Raw genomic sequence first — 22,690 nt, 5'->3', positions numbered from 1 at the left:
TTATAAATTTAAAGTTAACCCTAGCGTGAATCTTGTTGCCAGCGGGTAATTATTGTTCGAGTCAATCCCGGTCACGATGTCTATTGATTCCGGATCGGGACTTGAGGAATTGGTGATGGTAAACACGTTCTCGACGGACATGAATACACGGGCGTGATGTTTCGATTGTTTCGGGAACACGGGTAGCGTGTAGCCTATAGAGATACTTTTCAGTTTCAAGTAGTTGATTTTTTCAATGTTGCTTTTCAAATTCGTGGCGAAATTATTCTTTCCGTTATCCAGCTCGTTGACCGGGAAATCGGTATCGTCTCCCGGTTTCTGCCAGAAGGAAATCTTGTCAAGATCGGCCAGTATCGGGGTCATCATTTCACTCGTGTTAGCTTTTAACGTGGTGCCCACCGAAGCGCCTCTTCCCGCGTTTAAAACGTGTCTTCCCAGCTTGTACGAGAAGAGCAGGTTTAAATCGAGGTTCTTCCATTCAAGAGAAGTCGCGATCCCGCCGAAAGCGAGCGGGAGGGGAGATCCCCCGTATACACGGTCTTCTAGAAGCGGCACGCTGGTCGCGATCCGGCCATTCCCGTCTACATCTTGTATCCTCCGGTCCCCGGGCGTGTAAATCTGGTTTCCCGGGGGGGATAGATACCTTTGTTTGCCATCTATATAATAGGACGGGATCTCGTCTCGCGAGTTGTAGTAGCCTTGATCGTTATAGACGTAAATACCGTTCAGGGGTTTCCCGATGATATTCAGGTTATGAGCGCTTACCCGGTTCACGAAATCCATCCCGTTGTTACTTTTTTCAAGCCTGTTCCAGTTGCGGGCGATATTGAAATTGATATCCCAGTGCAGTTTTTCAGATTGAATTAAATCCGCCTTGATTTGTAGTTCAAGCCCTTGATTCGAGATCGCGTAAGCGTTTTGCCATTGCGCGACGTACGCGTTGTAATCTCCCGGCAAGCTAACGAGCGTCAATAGTTTATCGGTGTACCGGTAGTAGTAATCAAGCACGACCCCCAGCCTGTTGTTGAAGAAATCGAGGTCCAGCCCCGCGTCAAACTGGCGGGTTTCTTCCCAGCTTAATTTCGGGTTTAACAGGCCGTCATTCCAGAAAGGGGATATCGTTTGATTCCCGTGGAAAGGGATGGTGCCGGGGGCTAATACCCCGAAGGCGAGGTACGGGTGTTCGAACTGTTTCCCGGATTTCCCGTAACTGAGGCGGATTTTCCCGTGATCCATGAAATCACGGGCCCAATCCATGTACGGTTCCTCGCTAAACGTGTAAGCGATAGCGTATGACGGGAAAGTCCCCCAGCGGGTGTTTTCCCCGAACTTTGAGCTGGCATCCCTTCGAAGCGTGACGGACGCGAAATACTTCTGCTTGTAGTTGTACGATACACGGCCAAACATCCCGACCATCGTGCTTCTTTCGAGGGAGGACGTGTATTCCTTTAGCTGTTGTTTTTTCTCCGTGTCATACGCGCTGCCGCTCCACGTGACGTACCGGATCAAATCACTCGGTGCCCCCTTGCCGTACCCGCCCTTGCTTTTGGCGATGTCTCCCTGGAAGGAGAGGCCGAGAAGCACGTCAAGAGTGTGACCGTCCGCGAGGGTCTTGTTGCACGAGAGCAGGTTTTCATTTAGCCACATCATGTTGATCTCGTCATTCCCCGACGAGTAACTTTTGTTGTCAACGTTCAGGGCGGGGGGCATGAATATATTTTGGTCTTGCATGGAGAAATCGACCGCTAGAGACGATTTCAATTTAAGCCCGTCCGTGATCGTGTAGGCCAGGTCAAACGATGCTCTCAGCCTGTACGACTCGTTTTTCTCCTTTATCTCGTTGAAACGCCGGACGGATTCATCAAAAGCCGCCGTTCCCGGCCCGGGCATCAGGGTAGAGGTCGAGAGCAACTCGTCCGGGATGGTCTCCAGGTCATTTCTAACGTTGATGAACGTGTGGGCATCATGTCCCTTGCCCGCCCGGTTCCGTCCGGTACGGGCAAGGTAGAAGCGGATGTTACTTTCAACCCTGTCGAAGGGTTTGATGAACAAGTTGGTTATGAGTTTAATCCTGTTGAATCCCGTGTTACGTAACACGCCCGTCTCGGTGTAATATCCCAGCCCGACATGATACGTGATGTTGCTGGAACCTCCTGATATCTGGATGTTCGCGTCGGTCACTTTCCCGGTTTGAAAATAATAGTCGAACAGGTTCGTGGAGTTGTTGTAGAATTTGTTCAGGCTATCCTGCACGATCGGGATATCCAGTCCCACGCCTTTATTCCAGAACAAGTTGTAATCCTTGCCGTTTTTATACGAGTCTTCATAGGATAGAACGGGGCGGTACCGGTTCGTTTCTTCATCGTGAACGGCTTCCCGGTAATTTTCCATGGCCTGCATCCTGTGGCGTCGTTCCCCGTTTCCCGTGGTGAGATCCGGTAAGGTGGGGCGGGTAACCCAGGTCTGGGATATGTTCACCCCTAGCGTGGGCGGTTGATTCCGGTGTCCTTTTTTGGTGGTCACGATGATCACCCCGTTTGCCGCCCGGGAACCGTAGATCGCCGCGGAAGCCGCGTCCTTTAATATCTGGATGGACTCGATGTCCTTGGTGTCAATCTCGGCAATCGTGTTTAGCCCGGTGAGCCCGGAGGTGTAACTGAACATGGGAACCCCGTCAATGACCCATAACGGGTCTGATGTTACACGCCCGTTCTCCGCGGCGAGCGAGTTGTATCCCCGGATAACGATTGGTGACCCGCCACCACCGGGAGCCCCTGTCATGTTGGTCACGTCCACCCCCGCGGCCCGGCCTTGCAAGAGGTTATTGATGGAGGGGGAGGGGATATCCTTGATCTCGTCGGCTTTCACGAGGGACATGGCCCCGACGCTATTACGGCGTGTTTGTTCCCCGTAAGCGATTACCTGCACTTCATCGAGTTCCGACACGTTCTCTTCCAGGGTTACATCCAGTAGGGTATCGACCTGGGTGAAGGAAATGGCTCTTGTTTTGTACCCGATAAAAGAGAAAATCAGGCGTCCTCTATTTACCGGGAGATACATCCGGTAATGTCCACTATTATCGGAGGATGTCCCCGCTAGCGTGCTGTCCAGGCGAACGGTAACACCGGGTAGGGGAATCCCTTTTTTATCCTTGATCTTCCCTGTTACAAGATGTTGCACGATGGAATCTTGCTTTACTTGATTCGATTGCAAAGCCTCGCTTTTTACCCCTTGGGGAGCGTGAACGAGGAACGCGAAAAACATGATACAAGCTACACGCGAATTCAGGATGAATTGGCGCTGACAATCCATTTTTTTCATACTTTTGTATTTAAGTTATGTGACAAGCGCACGCGCTTGTCTTGTTTTTACAAGGGGGTGTTCGAGCACCCCCTTTCTTCGTTTCGGGTGAGATCTTACCCCGCCCCGGGGGGAGGGCGGGATTTTAAAGAATTTGAAGATTTTTGCTGATACGGCATTTTATTCATGTTCTAGTCGTGATTACTTGAATCTAGTTCGGTTTGTCACTCGTTCCCGGTTTCTTTCTCTCCCGTGTTTCCTCCTTGCCGTGCCACCTCTTCTTCTTGCTTCTTTTTGAATTCCCCGGGGAAATAAAGTTTTATTACCCGTTCCAATGTTCTTAAATGGCGATTGTAAAACAGGTAACAGTGTCCAAGCGTGTCCGAGAACCTCGTCAATCGTATCGCGAATTGATTGAACCTGTTCAAGTGTTCGTTCATTCGAAATTTCTTTTTCTTCGATTCGTTCTTTTCCACGAGATAGAATCCCAGTACTTCCTGCATTTCTAGCATGTATTCTCCCAGGTCTTGATTGCACAACATGCCCGTGAGTTTGTTCATTTTTCTCAAACGCACGTGTAACATCCATAACTTTTCACTCTCCGTGAGATCTGCCCGTGTCGAGGGACAAAGCAATAGTGCTTCGTTTAAAAAGAATCTTTTCAATTCTTCATCACTGATAATTTCATGATCTTCTTTCATTGTGTTGGTTTTTAGTTAGGTTATACACCGAAATATCTAAACTTGTTAATTTCACTACTTTTCCTGTTTTTATCTTCATTCTTTAAATAGACATAATCCCTATAGGGTATCGAATTGATCCTGCAAAATCCCTTAATTTACATCAAATTAATCTTCATGAAGTCTAAAATTAGATTATACGTTATAGATAATATAAAAAAACGCCGTCTTGATAATGAATGGAGTCAGCGTTATTTAGGAGACTGTCTCAATGTTTCTCAAGGATTTATACAAAAGATTGAAAATCCCAAATCTGATAAATCATATAATATAGACCATTTAAATGAACTAGCCAAAATCTTTAAATGTTCTATCAAAGATTTCTTTCCTGATATTCCATTATAATGTTTCTCTCATAATTTCAAGTTTTAAATTACCATTTTATATATATTAAAAAAACGTGGAACTATCATCGCTATCTGTGATAGAGGTACCGCTAAGAACCTTTCCTACAAATAGAAACAACAGTCCACGCTTATGCTTGAACTACTGTCTATCTTGTAGGAATAAAAAGATTAGCGGTTTTCTATCACAAGATTATGACATTATATTTTTATGCGAACTCTTTCGCAATTCGTTTTTCAACGTATGCAAATATATAATATATTTTTACAAAAATCAAACCTTTTGCCACTTTATAGCTATAATGAGGGTAATTCACTTCTCAAAAGAGTAAAAATACCCTTTCATTTTAGTTGAAAATAATGAGAGCCTGTTTAAATTTCATCCCGATCCAGAGTTTGTATAAAGCATCCTTTGAAATAAGCCCACCCCTGTCAATCCTTTCTCAATCGTTACACTAGGACACCAAGGGAATCCCAACACAACACCTACGGAACATGTACCCCTGTCGCTGTGTATGTTCCGTAGGTGTTGTGTACTTGCTACGTTCTTGATCAAGGGAAAGGGTAGACCAACCATAGACTACGGAGGGATTACTCACGAATATGTAATAAAAGGCCTGCCATGATAAATCCGATTTGGAATCCAACGGGGAATGGGATATAACGAGTCAATTATTTTTCAGCGAGGAGAATTTAAACAAGCTCTGAGTTTTGATTTTAAGAAAATAAAAATTCCCCCTGAAATTTGTCCTGTCATTTAGCCTTGCTAGTTTATATAGATTACAAATAATTCCATGATAGAGGATAAATGGGAAATATTAATGCCTCCAAATATAAATTTTATTCACAACATATCATAAAACAAATATAAATCGGTAGTTTTGTATATTATATAGAAAATTATATGCAGATTTTGATTAGATTAAAGAGATATAAATAATCCTCAACATGCGTCATATTGAGTAATAATTACTATATTTACAACAAACAACATTTTATCATCAACGATAACATAGAACCTTCAAAGGAGGATCTTTTCGTTGTTGCAGTAAAAGTCGGATTGAATAAAAAGGAGATTGTGGAGGTTTTCGAAGGATGCGGGAGATTGTTCGAGAACATAGATAATGTGAAATTTATTCAAATGCAAATAACGGCCTTTGCGACAGACTAATATTTAATACAATGACTCGATTATTTACAATCTCAGAAATAAAACATCTCGTCAAGGAAAGCACCCGTGAAAGACTACTATTTTATGAACAAAGCGATATCAATCAACAGATTGCTCTTGACCATGAACTTGGTTTTGAAGCGATACTTACAGGCAATGGGGACGAAAAAATTCTTTTACCAGAGGATGGGACTGTCATTTACCTTTTTAGAGGTCAAAATCAAGAACACATGCCATGTTATCCATCTTTATATCGTGAAACCCCTCGTCCGCTAACGATCTCTGAAATTTTCACATGGAGAATGAAGCTCACATTATTTCGTGATATGCTTGATACATATCCCATTGTGGACAAATTTTTCAAACGACATAATTTCAAGGTTGATTATGAAGGATTAGCACAGCACTATGGGCTATTGACACCTGTTCTTGACTTAACCAGTAATATAGATATTGCATTATTCTTTGCTACTTGTTGGTATGACCCCGAAGAGGATTGCTATAAACCTTTTGATGATGGTAAAGAACATGAAGGTATACTTTATCTATTTTGTCCTTTGAGGGCAAACGAACCAATCCCTCTAAAAATTGACGATTTTATGAAAGAAAATATAACCCCTATAGGACTTCAACCTTTTTTGCGACCCGCACGCCAAAAAGGATATGCATTACATATTCCTAAAGGGAAAAGCACGAAGAGCTGGGCTTATCGATTCAAATTTTCTAATGAAGATTCGTTGGAATATTACAATTTATTCCAAGAAGGACATGATTTATGGATTTATGACATTTTAGCAGAGAAGACCAAAAAGATAGCGAAAATAACAGAGTTCTCGTATGAGGCCTTCGCTCGTACTTATGAAGAATTTCGTCCCAAAGGTGTCTCCCGTACAAAGCTCAAGAAGGCACTTGCTATTGAAGGAATATCATTAACCAAATACGCAGAAGCAGTTTACTTTAGCGAGGATGAAAAAGATGAAGCTATTCGAAAATGGAACAGTGGGGAAGGTAAACAGTTCTGTGATATTATCGGAAGACGTCCATGGCATGAAGAAATTGGCGAACATAAAACCATTTCAGAAGAAAACGGGCAACATCATGTTGAGATAGGACCAATAAATCACTATCGCACTCTCAAAATGCTTGCCGAAACCGCATTTCTCGGAATGCTTGCCCATCCGGAAGGACCTGATAAAGCGGAATGGATAAACTATAAAAATACTCCAAATGAAACACATCGGCTATTAACAAAGAAAGAGCAAGAATGGACTCTGGTTCCAGCATGTTTGGTTAATCTTTTTGCTAAAAAATATTTAAGAGAAGAAGATTATGTGATTCTTAAGTAATTGTTATTCACAATAAAAAAAACGAATAAATAGGTGTCCAATAACCGAATTGATATGAGATTTGGTGGAAAATGGCAAAATACGTGTAAAACATTTGGTGGCTTCCGGCATTTAATGCTTATGTAATTGTCTCTTACATTTTCGGTATATTTATAAAAAAAACAATATCACTTGCCAAAGAAATACAGATATATTAAACCAGTGACGCACCGTTGTACACGGAGACTTTCACTAGAGTCTCTCTAGTAAGTTAATTGGAAGTTAACGAGAAGTTGCCGATAAGTTAACGATGCAGATCGGGAACTTCCCGGCAACTTTGCCTTAATATGTCATCAATATACTAATGAGACTCCGAAGAGAGTCTCCCGTGATAGTTACAAAATACACTATTTACCCTATGTAACTTCTTCGTTATTTCAACTAGGAAATAATTCCAAAGGAATCACTCAAAACAACAGAAGCAATAAAATAGTCTGCATGACCACAATCTAAATTCCAGAAATCAGCAAACTACACCAAGTTATTTCATACTACAAGACACAACCATAACATTTTATCGTCCACCCGACAACAAATAAAAAATTACGACCTCATTGCCGAATCGTCAACAACAAAGTCGTAACTAATAAATTCACATGAATCTTACAAAAGACCACCCTATACCAAATGCCTGATCAACTCCTCCCGATCACCATACAGCATATCAATTACCGGAATCTCGATCAAGGTGTAGCATCCCGGTTGTTGCTTCATGGAAGCACGAGCCGTTGCCACGAGGATTTGTCCCGTTAAAGCCGGGTTATTGATTTTCATGTCGAACTCGAACAACTGATTTTGCGTCTTGCCGGAAACTCCTTTACGGGTAAGGTTCACGCCATGTCCCATATCCTTCAGGTTATCGACACATTCCACCTGCATCACGTGCGTTTCGTCATGAACAAAATAAGGATCGGCCTTGATCGCCTCGGCTACCAGCTTGAAATCGTAACCGTCTTTCAACTCGATATACACCATACGACGATGAATACCCGTTCCCACGGGAATCGTCATCGACAACGCGGCTTTCACACCGTCAATAGCCTTCACGGCCACCGTGTGCCCCATGCTCATGCCGGGACCGAAATTCGTATAAGTAATTCCTTTCGGAGCGCAAGCCTCCAGCAAGGCACGAACGATAGAATCACTTCCCGGGTCCCACCCGGCAGAAATAACAGACACTTTACCATGTTTCCGGGCAACTTCACCCAAACGTTTATGCAACCCGGTAATTTCCGTGTGGATATCAAAACTATCCACCGTGTTAATCCCCATGGCCAATATCTTAGAGGCGTATGACTCCACGCTACGGGTTGGGGTACACAAAATTGCCACGTCAACATCCTTGATTTGAGCAATATCCGACACGACAACATAGTCCTTCAATTCGGCCGGGACATTCGCTGCATCCCGACGTACTACTCCTGCTACTTCAAAGTCGGGGGCAGTTTGCAGTGCATCAAGCACATACTTACCGATATTCCCGTACCCGACAATGGCTGCTCTAATTTTCTTCATCTGTTTTTCACTTTTAAAATTAACGTTGCAAATTACGAAATAAAATTTCTTCCGACAAAACAGATGGAAACGGAATTCTTCTGATTGTTAAATATTTTACATCTATTTTTTGACACCTGCAAAATTCAACAACACCAATACTTTCATCCCCGACAAACCACCGTAATCCCACGGTAATCCTAAGGTAATCCTAAGGTAATCCTAAGGTAATCCTACCCCTTAGTCCATGCTCCTTCGTTCTTTCGCCGTTGCTCGACCTCCGTTGCATATAGAAGCACTGGGAGAGCTTCAAAGCAGCAACGAGAGAATAGTAGTTTTACCCTAGGACTTCCCCGGATTCACCCAGGGATTTGATTACTTCATCGACTCCAGCTCCAACAAGAATTTCTTCGCTGTCAGTCCCCCGCCATATCCCGTTAACTCGTGATTACTACCGATAACCCGGTGACACGGAACAAATATCGAAATCGGGTTTGCCCCGTTAGCTCCGGCCACGGCCCGGATAGCCTTAGGATTATTCAATCCAGCCGACAGTCCCGCGTACGACAAGGTCGTCCCGTAAGGAATTTTCAACAGTTCACTCCACACACGCTTTTGGAAATCCGTGCCGATAAAAAGCAACGGAATATCAAAAGTCGTTCTTTCGCGAGCAAAATATTCATCCAATTGAGTCACAGCCTTCGTTATAACCTCAGACGCACGGACTTCGTACGGTGCTTGCAAGACACCCTGCAATCTTTTATCGATACCCGCCCTACGTTTCTCTATCTGCCAGTCACACAGGCAGAGCTTACCGTCATAGGAACCAACAATCAACTCCCCACAAGGAGATTGATAATACTGTATCTCAATTACTTTTGCTTTTTCCATGATTTTCATAATTCGTTTTACATTTCAAATATACGAGGTTTACAGGTATAAAACAACAACCGTTCGCTGACATTTCACATCCTAGCGCCTGCATGTTTACTAAAACTCACCTCGAAAACCTTCTGCCACTTTACAGACCCCGTGAAAACGATAAACTTAATCATCCAGAACTCTTAAAAAGACTTATATTCTAGTCTCGACGGCGAAATAAAGAAGAATTTCTTTTTTTTATTGTCAAAAACGGCTAATTTTGCCTTTCGTTTTTAATAACAAACAGTTACAGAATAAATACATAAAAATCTATTATGGCAGAGAATGTAAACGAAAAGCTTTTCAATGAATTTGCTCCCAACACGACTCAAGAGTGGAAGGACAAAGTCATTGCAGACCTCAAAGGGGCTGACTTCGATAAAAAGCTGGTTTGGAGAACAAACGAGGGTTTCAACGTGCAACCGATGTACCGGTTGGAGGATATGAAAGACCTCAAGAATCTAGAATGCTTCCCGGGAGAATATCCTTTCGTGAGAGGTAACAAGAAAGACAACAACGATTGGTTCGTACGTCAGGACATCGTGGTAGAGGATGTTGCCGAAGCGAACAAGAAAGCGTTGGATATTCTGAACAAGGGTGTTGACTCACTCGGTTTCGTGCTTTCAAATTGCAAGAACTTCACGAAAGCCGATATGGCTGCCCTGTTGAAAGATATTTGCCTGGAATGTATCGAGATCAATTTTGTCGCATGCTGCAACAAAGTTGCTATTCTGGATATGTTCAAAGCGTATGTTGCTGAAAAAGGATTTAACCCGGAGAAAATACGGGGTGGTATCAACATCGACCCGATCAGCAAGTTAGTTCTGGAAGGTAAATTCTGTGACCCGAACCCGTTCAACGTGGTTAAGGCTACGACTGAAAGCACTGCCGAATTGAAAAATTTCAAGACTATCGAAGTGGGCGGGTACGTTTTCAACAATTCAGGAGCGTCTATCGTTCAGGAATTGGGATTCAGCCTGGCTGCCGGGGTAGAATACTTGGATAAATTAACCGATGCAGGAATGGACGTGAAGGACATCGCTCCCCGCATGCGTTTCCACTTCGCTACCGGTTCTAAATATTTCATGGAAATTGCCAAACTGAGAGCAGCTCGTTACCTGTGGGCTCACATCGTGAAAGCTTACAATCCTTGCTGTGATTGCGTTTGCAAGATGAACATCCACGCGGAAACCTCCGAATGGAACAAGACGGTATACGACCCGAACGTGAACATGCTTCGGACTCAGACCGAGACCATGTCGGCAACTCTTGGTGGAGTTGACTCGTTCACGGTTCACCCGTACGACTATATCTACGAGTGCCATCCTTCCGAACTGGGAGAACGCGTGGCTCGTAACCAACAATTGTTATTAAAAGAAGAATCACACTTCAGCAAGATTGTTGACCCTGCCGGTGGTTCATACTATATCGAAGAATTGACCCAATTCATCGCCGAGGCTGCATGGAAACTGTTCCTGCAAGTACAAGAACAAGGCGGAATGGTGAAAGCTCTTGAAGCCGGATTCGTTCAAGCCGCAGTGAAAGCTACCGCCCAGAAGAGAGATCAGGATATCGCTAACCGGAAAGAGAATTTCTTGGGTACGAACCAATTCCCGAACTTCAACGAGAAGATGGATAAAGAGCTTTGCGCTTGCATCCTCGAACCGGAAGACCAAACGGCTCCCGACGCGGTTGTTGAAACGCTTAAACCTTACCGCGGAACCCAGGCATTCGAGGCTATGCGTATCAGAACCGATATGTTTGCCAAAGAAAACGGACGTCGCCCGGTGGTTTACATGTTCCCGATGGGTAACTTGGCAATGCGTAAAGCAAGAGCCCAGTTCGCTTGCAACTTCTTCGCTTGCGCCGGATTCCAGGTAATGGACAACAATGGTTTCAAAACCGTTGAAGAAGGTGCTAAAGCATGCTTGGACAACAAGGCTGACATCGTGGTTATCTGTAGCTCGGATGACGAGTATGCAACCATCGCCCCGGAAGTATACGCTGCACTGAAGGACAAGGCAATCATCGTTGTTGCCGGTAACCCGGAATGCAGACCTCAACTGGAAGAGATCGGTATCAAGAATTATGTTCACGTGAAATGTAACGTGTTAGAAGACTTGAAAGCATACCAACAAAAACTGGGAATTAAATAATTTTAGATTTGAAGATTTTAGATTTTAGATTGAAAAGATCAAGAATCATAAATCGTGAATCATAAATCATAAATTAGAAAATGAAACCAAATTTCAAAGATATAAATATCAAGTCAACAGAGAAAGCTACCACCGCTGCTGCCGAGTGGGAAAAAGCTAATCACATCGAGAAAAACTGGTTGACACCCGAGCTGATACCGGTAAAACCCGTGTACACGGCCGAAGATCTAAAAGGAATGGAGCACCTCGATTACGTGGCCGGTATTCCTCCCTATTTACGCGGTCCCTACTCAGGGATGTACCCGATGCGTCCGTGGACGATCCGTCAATACGCCGGATTCTCTACCGCAGAGGAATCCAACGCCTTCTATCGTCGTAACCTGGCTGCCGGACAAAAAGGTCTGTCAGTAGCATTCGACCTGGCTACTCACCGCGGATACGACTCCGATCACCCGCGTGTAATCGGTGACGTGGGTAAAGCCGGTGTTGCCGTGGATTCTATCATGGATATGAAGATCTTGTTCGATCAAATTCCATTGGACAAAATGTCCGTGTCCATGACCATGAACGGTGCCGTACTTCCGATCTTGGCATTCTACATCGTTGCCGGGCTGGAACAAGGAGCTACTTTGGATCAATTGTCTGGAACGATCCAAAACGATATCTTGAAAGAATTCATGGTGCGTAACACGTATATTTACCCACCGAAATTCTCCATGAAGATTATCGCCGACATCTTCGAGTACACCTCCAAAAACATGCCGAAATTCAACTCCATCTCTATCTCCGGATACCACATGCAAGAAGCAGGTGCTACCGCCGATATCGAGTTGGCGTACACCTTGGCTGACGGTTTGGAATACTTGCGTGCCGGAGTTAACGCCGGGATGGACATCGACGCTTTCGCACCCCGTTTGTCTTTCTTCTGGGCTATCGGTATGAACCATTTCATGGAAATCGCCAAGATGAGAGCCGGACGTCTGTTGTGGGCAAAGATCGTGAAACAATTCAACCCGAAGAACCCGAAATCTTTGGCATTACGTACTCACAGCCAGACTTCTGGTTGGTCATTGACCGAGCAAGACCCGTTCAACAACGTGGGCCGTACTTGTATCGAGGCCATGGGGGCCGCTTTGGGACACACGCAATCATTGCATACAAACGCGTTGGATGAGGCTATCGCACTTCCGACAGACTTCTCTGCCCGTATCGCTCGTAACACCCAGATCTATATCCAGGATGAAACTACCGTATGTAAATCCATCGACCCGTGGGGAGGTTCCTACTATGTTGAGAGCTTGACTCAAGAGTTGGTTGAAAAAGCATGGGCACACATCCAGGAAGTAGAGAAACTGGGAGGTATGGCTGCCGCCATCGAATCCGGTATCCCGAAACTTCGTATCGAAGAGGCTGCCGCTCGTACGCAAGCCCGTATCGACAGTGGTACACAAACCATCGTGGGTACTAACAAATATCGTTTGGAAAAAGAAGACCCGATCGACATCCTTGAAGTGGACAACACGGCCGTACGCGAAGCTCAAATCCGTCGTTTGCACGAATTGAAAGCTAACCGTAACCAGGCTGAAGTTGACGCCGCATTGGCCGCTATCACCAAATGTGCTGAAACAGGAGAAGGCAACTTGCTTGAATTAGCCGTTGACGCTGCCAAGAAGAGAGCATCACTGGGAGAAATCTCCGATGCATGTGAAAAAGTTGCCGGACGTTATAAAGCAGTTATCAGAACCGTGAGTGGAGTATATTCAAGTGTCGCTAAAGAAGACGAAGACTTCCAGAAAGCGAAAGAATTGGCTAACCAGTTTGCCGAAATGACCGGACGTCGTCCGCGTATCATGATCGCCAAAATGGGCCAGGATGGACACGACCGTGGTGCTAAAGTGGTTGCCACAGGTTATGCAGACCTTGGTTTCGACGTGGATATGGGACCGTTGTTCCAAACACCGGAGGAGACCGCTAAACAAGCCGTTGAGAACGACGTGCATGTTGTCGGTGTATCTTCTCTGGCTGCCGGACACAAAACTCTTGTACCCGCCGTTATTGCCGAATTGAAGAAACTGGGACGTGAAGACATCCTCGTTTACGTGGGTGGTGTTATCCCTCACCAAGACTATCAATTCTTGTTCGATGCTGGTGCTATCGCCGTATTCGGCCCCGGTACCAAAGTATCCAAGAGCGCTATCCAAGTTCTCGAAATTTTGATCGACTTGGCTAAAAAATAAAACAAAACGCAAGAAGCGAAAGAAGGGAGTCCCGCAAAGGACTCCCTTTCTTTTTAACTCCAAGAAATAATTATTCGAAATTTTGATTTATTCGGTTTTCTCTTGCTAAAATTTGCATCACTCTTGGAGTTCACTATATTTGTAGGTAGAAAAAATGTAAATGAATTCATCAGAAACTATACTAGATTTACTCAAAAAAGACGAAAGCGGTGCCTTCCGACTTCTTTTTGACAGATACTATGATAACCTACTGTTGTATTGTTATCATATTCTGAATGATTTAGAAGCAGCAGAAGATATCGTGCAGGATTGTTTTGTCTATTTATGGAACAGCAAACGCCTTCATTCGTTTTCGGGAGATCTAGACCGATTTATTTTCAAAATGATCAAAAATCGTTCATTTCTCTTTTTAAAAGAATACAAAAAAAGATATGAAATCCAGACTTCTTTTTCACTAGAGAATGATATTTATCATTATGACGATACAGAAAAAGGTACAGAAGAAATTGAAATATTATATAACACGATAGACAAACTTCCCGGGAAATGCCGAAAAGTATTCCTCATGGCCTGCTTGAATGACAAAAGTTATCAAGAAATTGCAGATGAACTGGGAACAAGCATAAACACCGTGAAAACCCAAATGAAAACTGCTCTCAAATTTCTTAGAGAAAATCTTCATGAAGAATTATTCTTAACCCTTTTACTTTTTTTAACAAAAAAAGTTTGATTTCATATCACCCTTTTTCTTCTTTTTTTAAATATATAATAAAAAAGAATCGAGGGCTATGAAAGAAGATATCGATGAAATTCTAGTCAATTGTCTTAACAAAGAACCATTAACCGACAAAGAGCAAAGAATTTTGGAGGAATGGAAAAATATCTCCGCTAAAAATGAAAAATTTGGTGGAATCATTCAAAAATTGAAGCAGCAAAAAAAGATTTTAAACAAACATCAAAACCAAGACATTGTTTTCACAAAAATCCAACAACATGTTCTTCAAACGAAAAAGAAACGAAAGCTTATTTTATGGTCCTCATGTGCTGCAGGAATTACTCTCGTGTTTAGTTGTTTATTTTTTCTACAACAAGAAAATATATCGCAAAAAGGAAACGAAAAGAATCAAACGTATATTTCCGGCTTATCTTTAGCTCGACCAGACGCAGAATTAGTACTACCTAACGGACAAAAACGCCTTCTCAGCCAAGAGAAAAACACGATTATCATATCGGATAGTAACAGAGATATTCGTACAGACAAACAAACTTTGATTGTAGAATCAAGCGAACAAGAAATTCGAGATCCTGAATATTATACGATGAACGTGCCATTTGGAGCAGAATACAACGTACTCCTTCCGGACGGCACGAAAATTTACCTTAATGCCGGAAGTTCTTTACGTTATCCCGATCAATTTAACGGAGAAAAAAGAGAGGTATTTCTAACCGGTGAAGCCTATTTTGAAGTAAAATCCGACTCCCTTCATCCATTTATCGTACATGCAGCAGACGTAGCAATACAAGTACTAGGGACTGCATTTAACGTAAATGCTTACCCTGAAGGCCGATGGATAAAAACAACATTAGTTGAAGGACGAGTGGAAGCACAGTGCAAAAACAACAGCTTTATCATGGAAGCGGGAACCCAAGTCGCCTACAATAAGGAGACAGAAGAAGCGAAGTATTTCCCCGTGAACACACAACAATTCACCTCCTGGAAAGACGGTTATTACGAGTTCGAGGAAATGCCCCTGGAAGAACTAATGACAATATTTACCCGATGGTATAATCTCAACATAGAGTTTGCCGATTCTAAAGTCAAAGAGATCAAATTTAGCGGACGCTTAAAACGTTATGAAGATCTCCGCTCTTTATTCAAAATGTTGGAATACACTCAAGATATTAATTTCATAATGGCAGAAGACAGAATTATAATACAAAGTAAATAAAAATATAACAGGTTGAAGACTTGATCAATCCGCAACCTGTTCCTATTCACCATACACCCGGCATCCTAGCAAGAAACGGATGTATCATGTTTAATAATTTAATTTTACAAATCTATGAAAAAAAAACGAGACTATGTCTGGCCAAGATGCTGGAATTCATGGCAGAAGATGTTAATCTTTAAAAAAATTCTCGTAATCTTGTTTTGGGGAGCATACATTTCCATTCCGGCAAATGCACAAACCCAACAAAAAACAAAGGTTACCCTCAATTTGAAAGAAGTCACATTGAACGAAGTAATCACGGAAATGAAAAAGCAAACGAATTATGACTTTTTCTACAATAGTGAACTAGCAAAATCCAAAGGAAAGCTCACCGTGACGGCAAAGAACAAAGAAGTAACACTACTTTTAGACGAAATTCTTCCCCCTTTAGGATTAGAGTACACCATCTCACAAAATTTAATTTCTATACGGGAAAAGAAGACCGTTCAGCTAAGCACCATCACCGGTAGGATTTTTGATGAAAAAGGGAACCCTCTTCCCGGAGCAACGGTTATGATTCACGGAACCAAACAGGGGGTAACTTCTGATAATGATGGTCGATTCTCGATTGCTGCACAACCCAATGACATATTACAAGTTTCTTTTATTGGTTATAAACCAGAAACTGTCGAGATTAAAGGAAAGACAAAAATTAATGTCACGCTGAATCCCACGGCAGAAAATATCGAGGAGGTAACAGTTGTGGCCTTCGGTACCCAGAAGAAAGAGAGCGTCGTAGGTTCCATTACTACGGTACGACCGATGGATCTAAAAACTTCCAGTAGTGACCTCACGGCCGGAATGGTTGGAAAGATCGCCGGGTTGATCGGTTGGAAAACAAGCGGTTTGCCTGCGGCCCTAACAGAAGATGAAATGAACACCAAATTCTATATTCGTGGTGTCACCTCTTTTCAAACGAACGCTATTTCAGACCCGTTAATCTTAATTGATGGAGTTGAAAGTTCAAAACTAGATTTTGCCCGTATTGCGGTAGAAGATATCGAGAGTTTCAGCGTCATGAAAGACGCTTCGGCAACCGCCATGTACGGGGCCCGCGGAGCTAACGGCGTGATCTTGGTAAATACTAAAAAAGGGGAAGAAGGTGATGTTTACACCACCGTACGTTATGAAATGGTAGCCAGTCAACCGACAAAAGAAATTGATGTGGTTGATCCGATTGATTACATGCGTTATTACAATCAGGCCCTTTTGAATCGTTCGTCTTCAGCCACTCCCAAATACAGCGTGGAACGTATTAATCGCACGGCATCCGGTAAATATCCATCCTGGGTATATCCTGCTAATAACTGGTACGATGTCATGTTCAAGGACAGAAATATCAATCATCACGCCGGGATAACCATTCGTGGTGGTTCTAAAGTAGTACAGTATTACGCATCTATCAATTACAATCGTGACCAAGGTCTACTAAAAACCGACAGGCTAAATCAATTCGATTGTAATATAGTAAACAATCAGTTCACTTACCGCACGAACTTAAATATCAATCTACATGCTGGTATCAAACTCGTAATCAATTCTTCAGCCACGTTAGATAGATACCACGGTCCTCTGATCGATACAAAAACAGCTTATAGTTTAGCCTTTAATGCCTCACCTGTCGATTTTGCACCTACTTATCCGGCCGATAACAAGTACAACTGGCCGCATATTCGATTTGGTACGACCACGGCAGGTTCAAGAACAGACGTAAATCCTTACGCTCTTGTACATCAAGGATACAATGAACGAACTCGTTATTCTACCATTAACAAAGCCGAATACATCCAAAACCTTTCTTCATTGATCAAAGGATTAGAATTACGTTTAAGTGCATCACTTGTACAAAGCGGATTGTACGATCAAGGCTTTTCAACGAGACCATATTTCTATTATTTGGCAAATTATGACCACGAAACTGGAGAGCATACTTTAGCACCTAATCCCACTGATGGAAACGCCTACAGCAAAAGGACTTTGGATGTGGGAAGTAAAGAATCAACTACAGACACGCGAGTTACTTACGAAGGACGCCTTTATCACAATGCCGCCTGGGGCGATCACCAGACTTCATTAACCGGGGTTTTCCAAATGTATGAACGTACGTTCAATCCCATTAGTAATGTGCTCGATGGACAACCACAACGTAATTTGAATTATTCATTCCGAGCTTCATATGGATATAAAGATCGTTACTTTATCGAAGCTAGTGGAGCCTACAATGGTTCCGAGCGTTTCGCAGAAGGCAACCGGATGGGATTCTTTCCGTCCGTCGGCGGAGCTTGGGTAGTCTCCAGCGAGAATTGGATGCGTCCTCTTTCCCAGATACTTCCTTATTTAAAATTCCGATTCTCATATGGAAAGGTTGGTAATGATGGTATCATATCAACACCTCGTTATGTATACCTGCCACAAATAGGGAAAACGCAATCCCAACCATCAGGAGATTGGGTTCGAAATCCTCAACAAGCATTTAATCGCAAAACCGTGATTTCTTATGCAAATGAAAAGATCCAATGGGAGATTGCAGAAACAACCAATTTAGGTATCGAGACCCAGTTTTTCAAGGGGCTAATTGAATTGCAAGCAGATATATACCAAGAAATTCGGCATAATATCATTTCGCAACGAACGATTATTCCCGCACACATCGGTATTGAAACTCCCCCTCTGGACAACGTTGGAAAAACTCGTTCCCGAGGTGTGGATTTATCCGGGAAGATTCAATATTCATTTAATAATGATCTTTGGTTTATCTTAAACGGGACTCTCACTTATAATAGAGTAACTTACAAATACATAGAAGAAGCCAGCGAGAAACCAGCCTGGCAACGTAAGCCCGGTAAAGATATCAGCCAAGCCATGGGATATATTGCCGAAGGACTTTTCCGTGATCAAGCAGAAATTGATAATTCACCGCGTCAAGATGGAGACGTGATGCCAGGAGATATCAAATACCGGGATCTTAATGGTGACAATGTAATCGACGTAAACGATGCAACGTTTATCGGCTATCCAGAAAACCCACGACTGGTATACGGTTTCAGTGGTTTCTTAAACTTTAAGAATTGGGAATTTAATTTTGCTTTCCAAGGATCAGGAAAACGTACGTTCTTCATCAATCCTGAAAGAATCAGCCCATTTGTTTCCAATCACGCCATGTTAAAAGCCATTGCTAATGACCACTGGTCAGAAGATCACGCCGTGCAAAGACCTCTTTGGCCTCGTCTTTCTCCGAATTCTATCATAGAACATAATCCTATGGAAAATTGGTATGATTCAGAAAATGCAGAAGTTCGAAAAAGTACTTATTTCATGCGTGAATGTAAATTCTTACGTTGTACGGTAATGTCCCTAGCTTACAATTTACCCCGGAAATGGTTAGATAAATTAAAATTACAAAATGCAAAACTCTCTTTCAGTACAAACAACCCATTCTGTATCAGTAATTTTAAAATTTGGGATGTCGAGTTAGGAGAGGATGGATTCAATTATCCCATCCAAACGACTTATTCCGTAGGTTTAAATGTCAGTTTCTAAATCTTAAACAAGTATGATAAAAACATATTTATTACATAGTATATTGTTCATTACATTCCTTTCTTTGGCAGGATGTAAGAACTATCTAGATGTTGTTCCGGAGAACGACATTGAAACCATCGAAACTAATTTCGAGAAAAAAGAAGACGCCCTAGAATGGCTTAAAACATGTTATGCTTCATTAGAAACAAACATCGCAAGCAGAAGTAATAATCCAGCCTTCTTCGGTGCAGATGAATTTTGTGCCGGAGATTTTGCCCGCTCAAAAGCGACATATGGATATCTTGATATGCTCAAAATTGGAGATGGTTTGCAAATGGCGCAATCTCCTTATGGAAATGTGTGGCACAAGAACCACCATTACGCTGCCATCAGGTACTGCAATATTTTTTTAGAAAATATTGATCATGTTTACAACATGACTGATGAAGAAAAAAAGTTATGGGCTGCAGAGGTCAAAGCCGTAAAGGCTTGTTATTATTTTGATTTGATGCGCCGTTACGGTCCAATACTTCTTGTTGATAAGAACGTTCATCCCAATTCAGGTATAGAAACCATGCAACAAGCACGAAGACCAATAGACGAATGCGTGGAAGCAATTGTAAAATTATGCGACGAAGTGATTCCCGTGTTGCCTTACATGGCAAATAAAGAAGAAGAGCATATTCTCTTTTTCAACAAAGAAGCCGCCGCTACACTAAAAGCACTGACTTTACTTTATGCTGCCTCTCCTTTATTTAACGGGAATGTGATGATGAAGAACTTTGTAAATAAAGATGGAGAACGATTATTTCCTGACGCAGATAAGGAAAAATGGAAAAGAGCGGCATTAGCTTGTGATACAGCTCTTCTCATTTGCGATCTTGCCGGGAAAGAACTTGTTTCAGGCAATAGTGACAGGCCTTCCCCGCTATTAAACACCATGACAGATATTGAACATACCTGGATAGGGCAAGCCTATGACTGCAAAGAAGGGATACTTATGATCAACCGAATTTATTCGGACTTCAGATACATATATTACGGTTTTTTACGTTCTACCCCCGATGACACTAGATATTATGATTGGAGTAGCACAGGTTGTTTGGGAGCACCTATCAAGATGGTAGAAATGTTTTACACGGATCACGGGCTTCCCATCGAAGAAGACAAACAATGGATGGCTTCCAAATATTCCTTTAGCAAAGAGGCTGATGAAAAATATAAAAACGTCCTTCCCCTACAAGAAAATATTTTAAGCTTGCACCGTCATCGTGAACCACGTTTTTATGCCATGATCGCCGGAGACAGAACTTTGTGGTACCGCAAAACAAGTAATTACGGCACAACTCAATACGAGGCTTTACCCATGTATTGCTGGCAAGGGGAAATAGTAGGAAGTTTTGCAAAACGCTACGACGAATCGCAAGCACAAAACATCACCGGTTATTGGATAAAAAAATGGATAAGTTCCGATATTCAAGGTTACAATTACTCGCAAGCAGCATACAGCACTCCTAACCCGACTTATTTATTCCGTTTGGCAGAGCTTTACCTAGCCGCAGCTGAAGCTTGGAATGAATACGAAGGGCCTAGCGAGAAAGTATATGATTATATAGATAAAATACGTGTACGGGCAGGGATTCCGAAAGTACGAGAAGCATGGAACAGTTATGCAAAAAATCCAGATAAAGTGAAAACACAAGCTGGCATGCGTGAAATTATTCAACAAGAATGGAATATCGAATTCGCATTTGAAGGCCGTCGCTATTGGAATTTACGTCGCTGGATGACGGCTGAACAGGAATTAAACACGCCTCAATACGGATGGAATGTTCTCGCTTCTACGCAAGACGGATTCTATAATAAAGGACAAGGAGGCACTCCCATCATCGTATGGAAGAAACGCAAATTCGAAGTTCCCAAAGACTATTTTACTCCTATACGGGCAGAAGAAATCTTAGTCTCGGGAGTAGTACAGAATCCGGGTTGGTAATAAACTTTGATTCAGAACCATAGATTTGATGATCTTAAAACAGGAATTATGAAAAATATATTATTTATATCATTATTTATTCTAGGGCTATGGGCCTGTAGCGACAATGATACGATTGTTCATATTGATTTGGAGCCCGCTCAGGCATTTACATTCAAACCCATACCGGGTGGAGCCATTATGCATTACACGCTACCAGCTGATCCGGAAATCGTTGGTATCGAGGTTCGTTATCATGATGTTTTCGGCCAAGAAATTACACGCCGCAGTGGAACAAGTTGCGACTCGATACAACTAATTGGTTTTAACGAGGAAAAAACAGGAATTCCAGCACAAGTGACAATTTGTTTTTATGACAACCGGAAATCCCAAAATTTCGATGTAACCTTCAACACGAAAGACTCCGGTCCCGTCACATTTATGAAAAGCGTGGAAGTTTATCCCAACTGGGATGGTTTCACCATAAAATACAATAACCCGACGACTACCACGGGTATGGCGCACGTGTTTTATTTGGGGATAGATCCGGTTAGTCAATTACCGGATACAATATTAGTAAACAGTTTCGTATTAGAAGAAACGGATGGTATCGAATCTGTCAATTACAAAATGAAACAAACGATTCAAGATCCTACGATTGTTATTCGAGTGGAAGATTTCAGAGGTTATATGGTAAATGAAAAAGTGTGGCCTACAGTAAAATCTCTTCATGCAGGCCTATTAAATCCAGCAGAATTCACATTCTTCTGCGACAGATCGGTCGAGCATGAAAAACACAAATTAGGCGCAAAATATCTTTTTGATGGAGATAAAAAAGGAGAAATACTTGAACAATTAGAGAACAGAAAGAAATGTTGTTCGTTCGCCGCAGGCCCAAATTCGGCTGGCGAAGAAGCCGTGCCTATGTATCTCGACTTAAAGAAAAATCGCCCAATAGCTTTCTTCAGAATATACAATTTATTCAATTATGAATATTCCCCATCTTGGGAAGATAGGTCAGAGCCAGGAGGAATGAATCTAATTTATCTCGATAACTCAAATGAAATTCCCTGCGAGGTTACTCTTTATGGACTCAAAGATGATCACCAAACCTCAACAACATTCGAAGTTATCGATAAAATGGAAAATTGGGTAAAACTAGGGACATTCAAACAAAACAAAGATCTTCCCATGAAACAAAGATGGTGTAAAAGTGCCCAAGGAACTTATCCCAAGCGAACGATATCTGAGATTCGTACCATGGATGAAGAATATCTGGAAATCATTATTCCTTCGGTCGACCAAGAAGAAGGTTATCGATACGTGAAAATAGTTATTAACGAGGTATTTAGGCACCCAAGTCTACAACCAGGTCAAGGTAATATAAACAATCATAATCCTTACAACTATGTACAATTCCATGAACTAGAAATTTACACGGAAAAAAGCGAATAATT

General features: G+C 42.3%; 13 protein-coding genes. 9 read left to right on the top strand and 4 right to left on the bottom strand.

The features are described from left to right. Positions 1-3,321, bottom strand: a complete 3,321-nt coding sequence (locus tag DWW52_RS09465; protein ID WP_118715257.1) for a SusC/RagA family TonB-linked outer membrane protein — start codon at positions 3,319-3,321, stop codon at positions 1-3. A gap of 203 nt (positions 3,322-3,524) precedes the next feature. After that, positions 3,525-4,001, bottom strand: a complete 477-nt coding sequence (locus DWW52_RS09460) for a hypothetical protein (protein WP_118715256.1) — start codon at positions 3,999-4,001, stop codon at positions 3,525-3,527. A gap of 156 nt (positions 4,002-4,157) precedes the next feature. Here DWW52_RS09460 and DWW52_RS09455 point away from each other — a divergent pair, with 156 nt between their 5' ends. Continuing rightward, positions 4,158-4,385, top strand: coding sequence for a helix-turn-helix transcriptional regulator (locus DWW52_RS09455; RefSeq protein ID WP_118715255.1), 228 nt, complete (start codon positions 4,158-4,160; stop codon positions 4,383-4,385). Between the two features lie 1,181 nt (positions 4,386-5,566). Continuing rightward, positions 5,567-6,901 (top strand): FRG domain-containing protein, encoded by a 1,335-nt coding sequence (locus tag DWW52_RS09445; RefSeq protein ID WP_118715253.1) that lies wholly within the window; start codon positions 5,567-5,569, stop codon positions 6,899-6,901. Positions 6,902-7,558: 657 nt separating this feature from the next. On the opposite strand, the gene DWW52_RS09440 is transcribed toward DWW52_RS09445, so the two are convergent. After that, a complete protein-coding gene (locus DWW52_RS09440; RefSeq protein WP_118715252.1) occupies positions 7,559-8,455 on the bottom strand; it encodes a diaminopimelate dehydrogenase in 897 nt (298 codons plus the stop codon). Positions 8,456-8,809: 354 nt separating this feature from the next. Next, entirely contained in the window at positions 8,810-9,325 is a 516-nt protein-coding gene (locus DWW52_RS09435) for a methylated-DNA--[protein]-cysteine S-methyltransferase (RefSeq protein ID WP_370449496.1), read from the bottom strand. 305 nt (positions 9,326-9,630) lie between these two features. Between DWW52_RS09435 and mutA the strand changes: the two genes are divergently transcribed. From mutA to DWW52_RS09400, 7 genes are all read left to right on the top strand, one after another. Continuing rightward, positions 9,631-11,511, top strand: coding sequence for a methylmalonyl-CoA mutase small subunit (mutA, locus tag DWW52_RS09430; protein ID WP_118715250.1), 1,881 nt, complete (start codon positions 9,631-9,633; stop codon positions 11,509-11,511). Positions 11,512-11,591: 80 nt separating this feature from the next. Continuing rightward, entirely contained in the window at positions 11,592-13,748 is a 2,157-nt protein-coding gene (gene scpA / locus DWW52_RS09425; RefSeq protein WP_118715249.1) for a methylmalonyl-CoA mutase, read from the top strand. Positions 13,749-13,908: 160 nt separating this feature from the next. After that, entirely contained in the window at positions 13,909-14,478 is a 570-nt protein-coding gene (locus DWW52_RS09420; RefSeq protein ID WP_118715248.1) for an RNA polymerase sigma-70 factor, read from the top strand. Positions 14,479-14,536: 58 nt separating this feature from the next. Then, complete coding sequence (locus DWW52_RS09415; RefSeq protein ID WP_118715247.1) at positions 14,537-15,697, top strand: FecR family protein; 1,161 nt, start codon at positions 14,537-14,539, stop codon at positions 15,695-15,697. 114 nt (positions 15,698-15,811) lie between these two features. Beyond that, on the top strand, positions 15,812-19,279 hold the full coding sequence (locus DWW52_RS09410) for a TonB-dependent receptor (RefSeq protein WP_118715246.1): 3,468 nt from the start codon (positions 15,812-15,814) through the stop codon (positions 19,277-19,279). A 13-nt stretch (positions 19,280-19,292) separates the two neighbouring features. After that, positions 19,293-21,254, top strand: coding sequence for a RagB/SusD family nutrient uptake outer membrane protein (locus DWW52_RS09405; RefSeq protein ID WP_118715245.1), 1,962 nt, complete (start codon positions 19,293-19,295; stop codon positions 21,252-21,254). 48 nt (positions 21,255-21,302) lie between these two features. Further along, positions 21,303-22,688, top strand: coding sequence for a DUF4959 domain-containing protein (locus tag DWW52_RS09400; RefSeq protein WP_118715244.1), 1,386 nt, complete (start codon positions 21,303-21,305; stop codon positions 22,686-22,688). Positions 22,689-22,690 lie beyond the last annotated feature (2 nt).

Origin of the sequence: Odoribacter sp. AF15-53 (assembly GCF_003479425.1) — a bacterium.
Classification (GTDB): Bacteria; Bacteroidota; Bacteroidia; order Bacteroidales; family Marinifilaceae; genus Butyricimonas.
The sequence above is the reverse complement of the archived record's forward strand: the minus strand, read 5'-3'. Positions and strand labels throughout refer to the sequence as shown.

Coding starts and splice junctions, on each gene's coding strand:
- DWW52_RS09445 (WP_118715253.1), top strand. CDS start 5,567: ATGACTCGATTATTTACAATCTCAGAAATAAAACATCTCGTCAAGGAA.
- DWW52_RS09440 (WP_118715252.1), bottom strand. CDS start 8,455: ATGAAGAAAATTAGAGCAGCCATTGTCGGGTACGGGAATATCGGTAAG.
- DWW52_RS09400 (WP_118715244.1), top strand. CDS start 21,303: ATGAAAAATATATTATTTATATCATTATTTATTCTAGGGCTATGGGCC.
- DWW52_RS09410 (WP_118715246.1), top strand. CDS start 15,812: ATGAAAAAAAAACGAGACTATGTCTGGCCAAGATGCTGGAATTCATGG.
- DWW52_RS09415 (WP_118715247.1), top strand. CDS start 14,537: ATGAAAGAAGATATCGATGAAATTCTAGTCAATTGTCTTAACAAAGAA.
- mutA (WP_118715250.1), top strand. CDS start 9,631: ATGGCAGAGAATGTAAACGAAAAGCTTTTCAATGAATTTGCTCCCAAC.
- DWW52_RS09420 (WP_118715248.1), top strand. CDS start 13,909: ATGAATTCATCAGAAACTATACTAGATTTACTCAAAAAAGACGAAAGC.
- DWW52_RS09455 (WP_118715255.1), top strand. CDS start 4,158: ATGAAGTCTAAAATTAGATTATACGTTATAGATAATATAAAAAAACGC.
- scpA (WP_118715249.1), top strand. CDS start 11,592: ATGAAACCAAATTTCAAAGATATAAATATCAAGTCAACAGAGAAAGCT.
- DWW52_RS09405 (WP_118715245.1), top strand. CDS start 19,293: ATGATAAAAACATATTTATTACATAGTATATTGTTCATTACATTCCTT.
- DWW52_RS09435 (WP_370449496.1), bottom strand. CDS start 9,325: ATGGAAAAAGCAAAAGTAATTGAGATACAGTATTATCAATCTCCTTGT.
- DWW52_RS09465 (WP_118715257.1), bottom strand. CDS start 3,321: ATGAAAAAAATGGATTGTCAGCGCCAATTCATCCTGAATTCGCGTGTA.
- DWW52_RS09460 (WP_118715256.1), bottom strand. CDS start 4,001: ATGAAAGAAGATCATGAAATTATCAGTGATGAAGAATTGAAAAGATTC.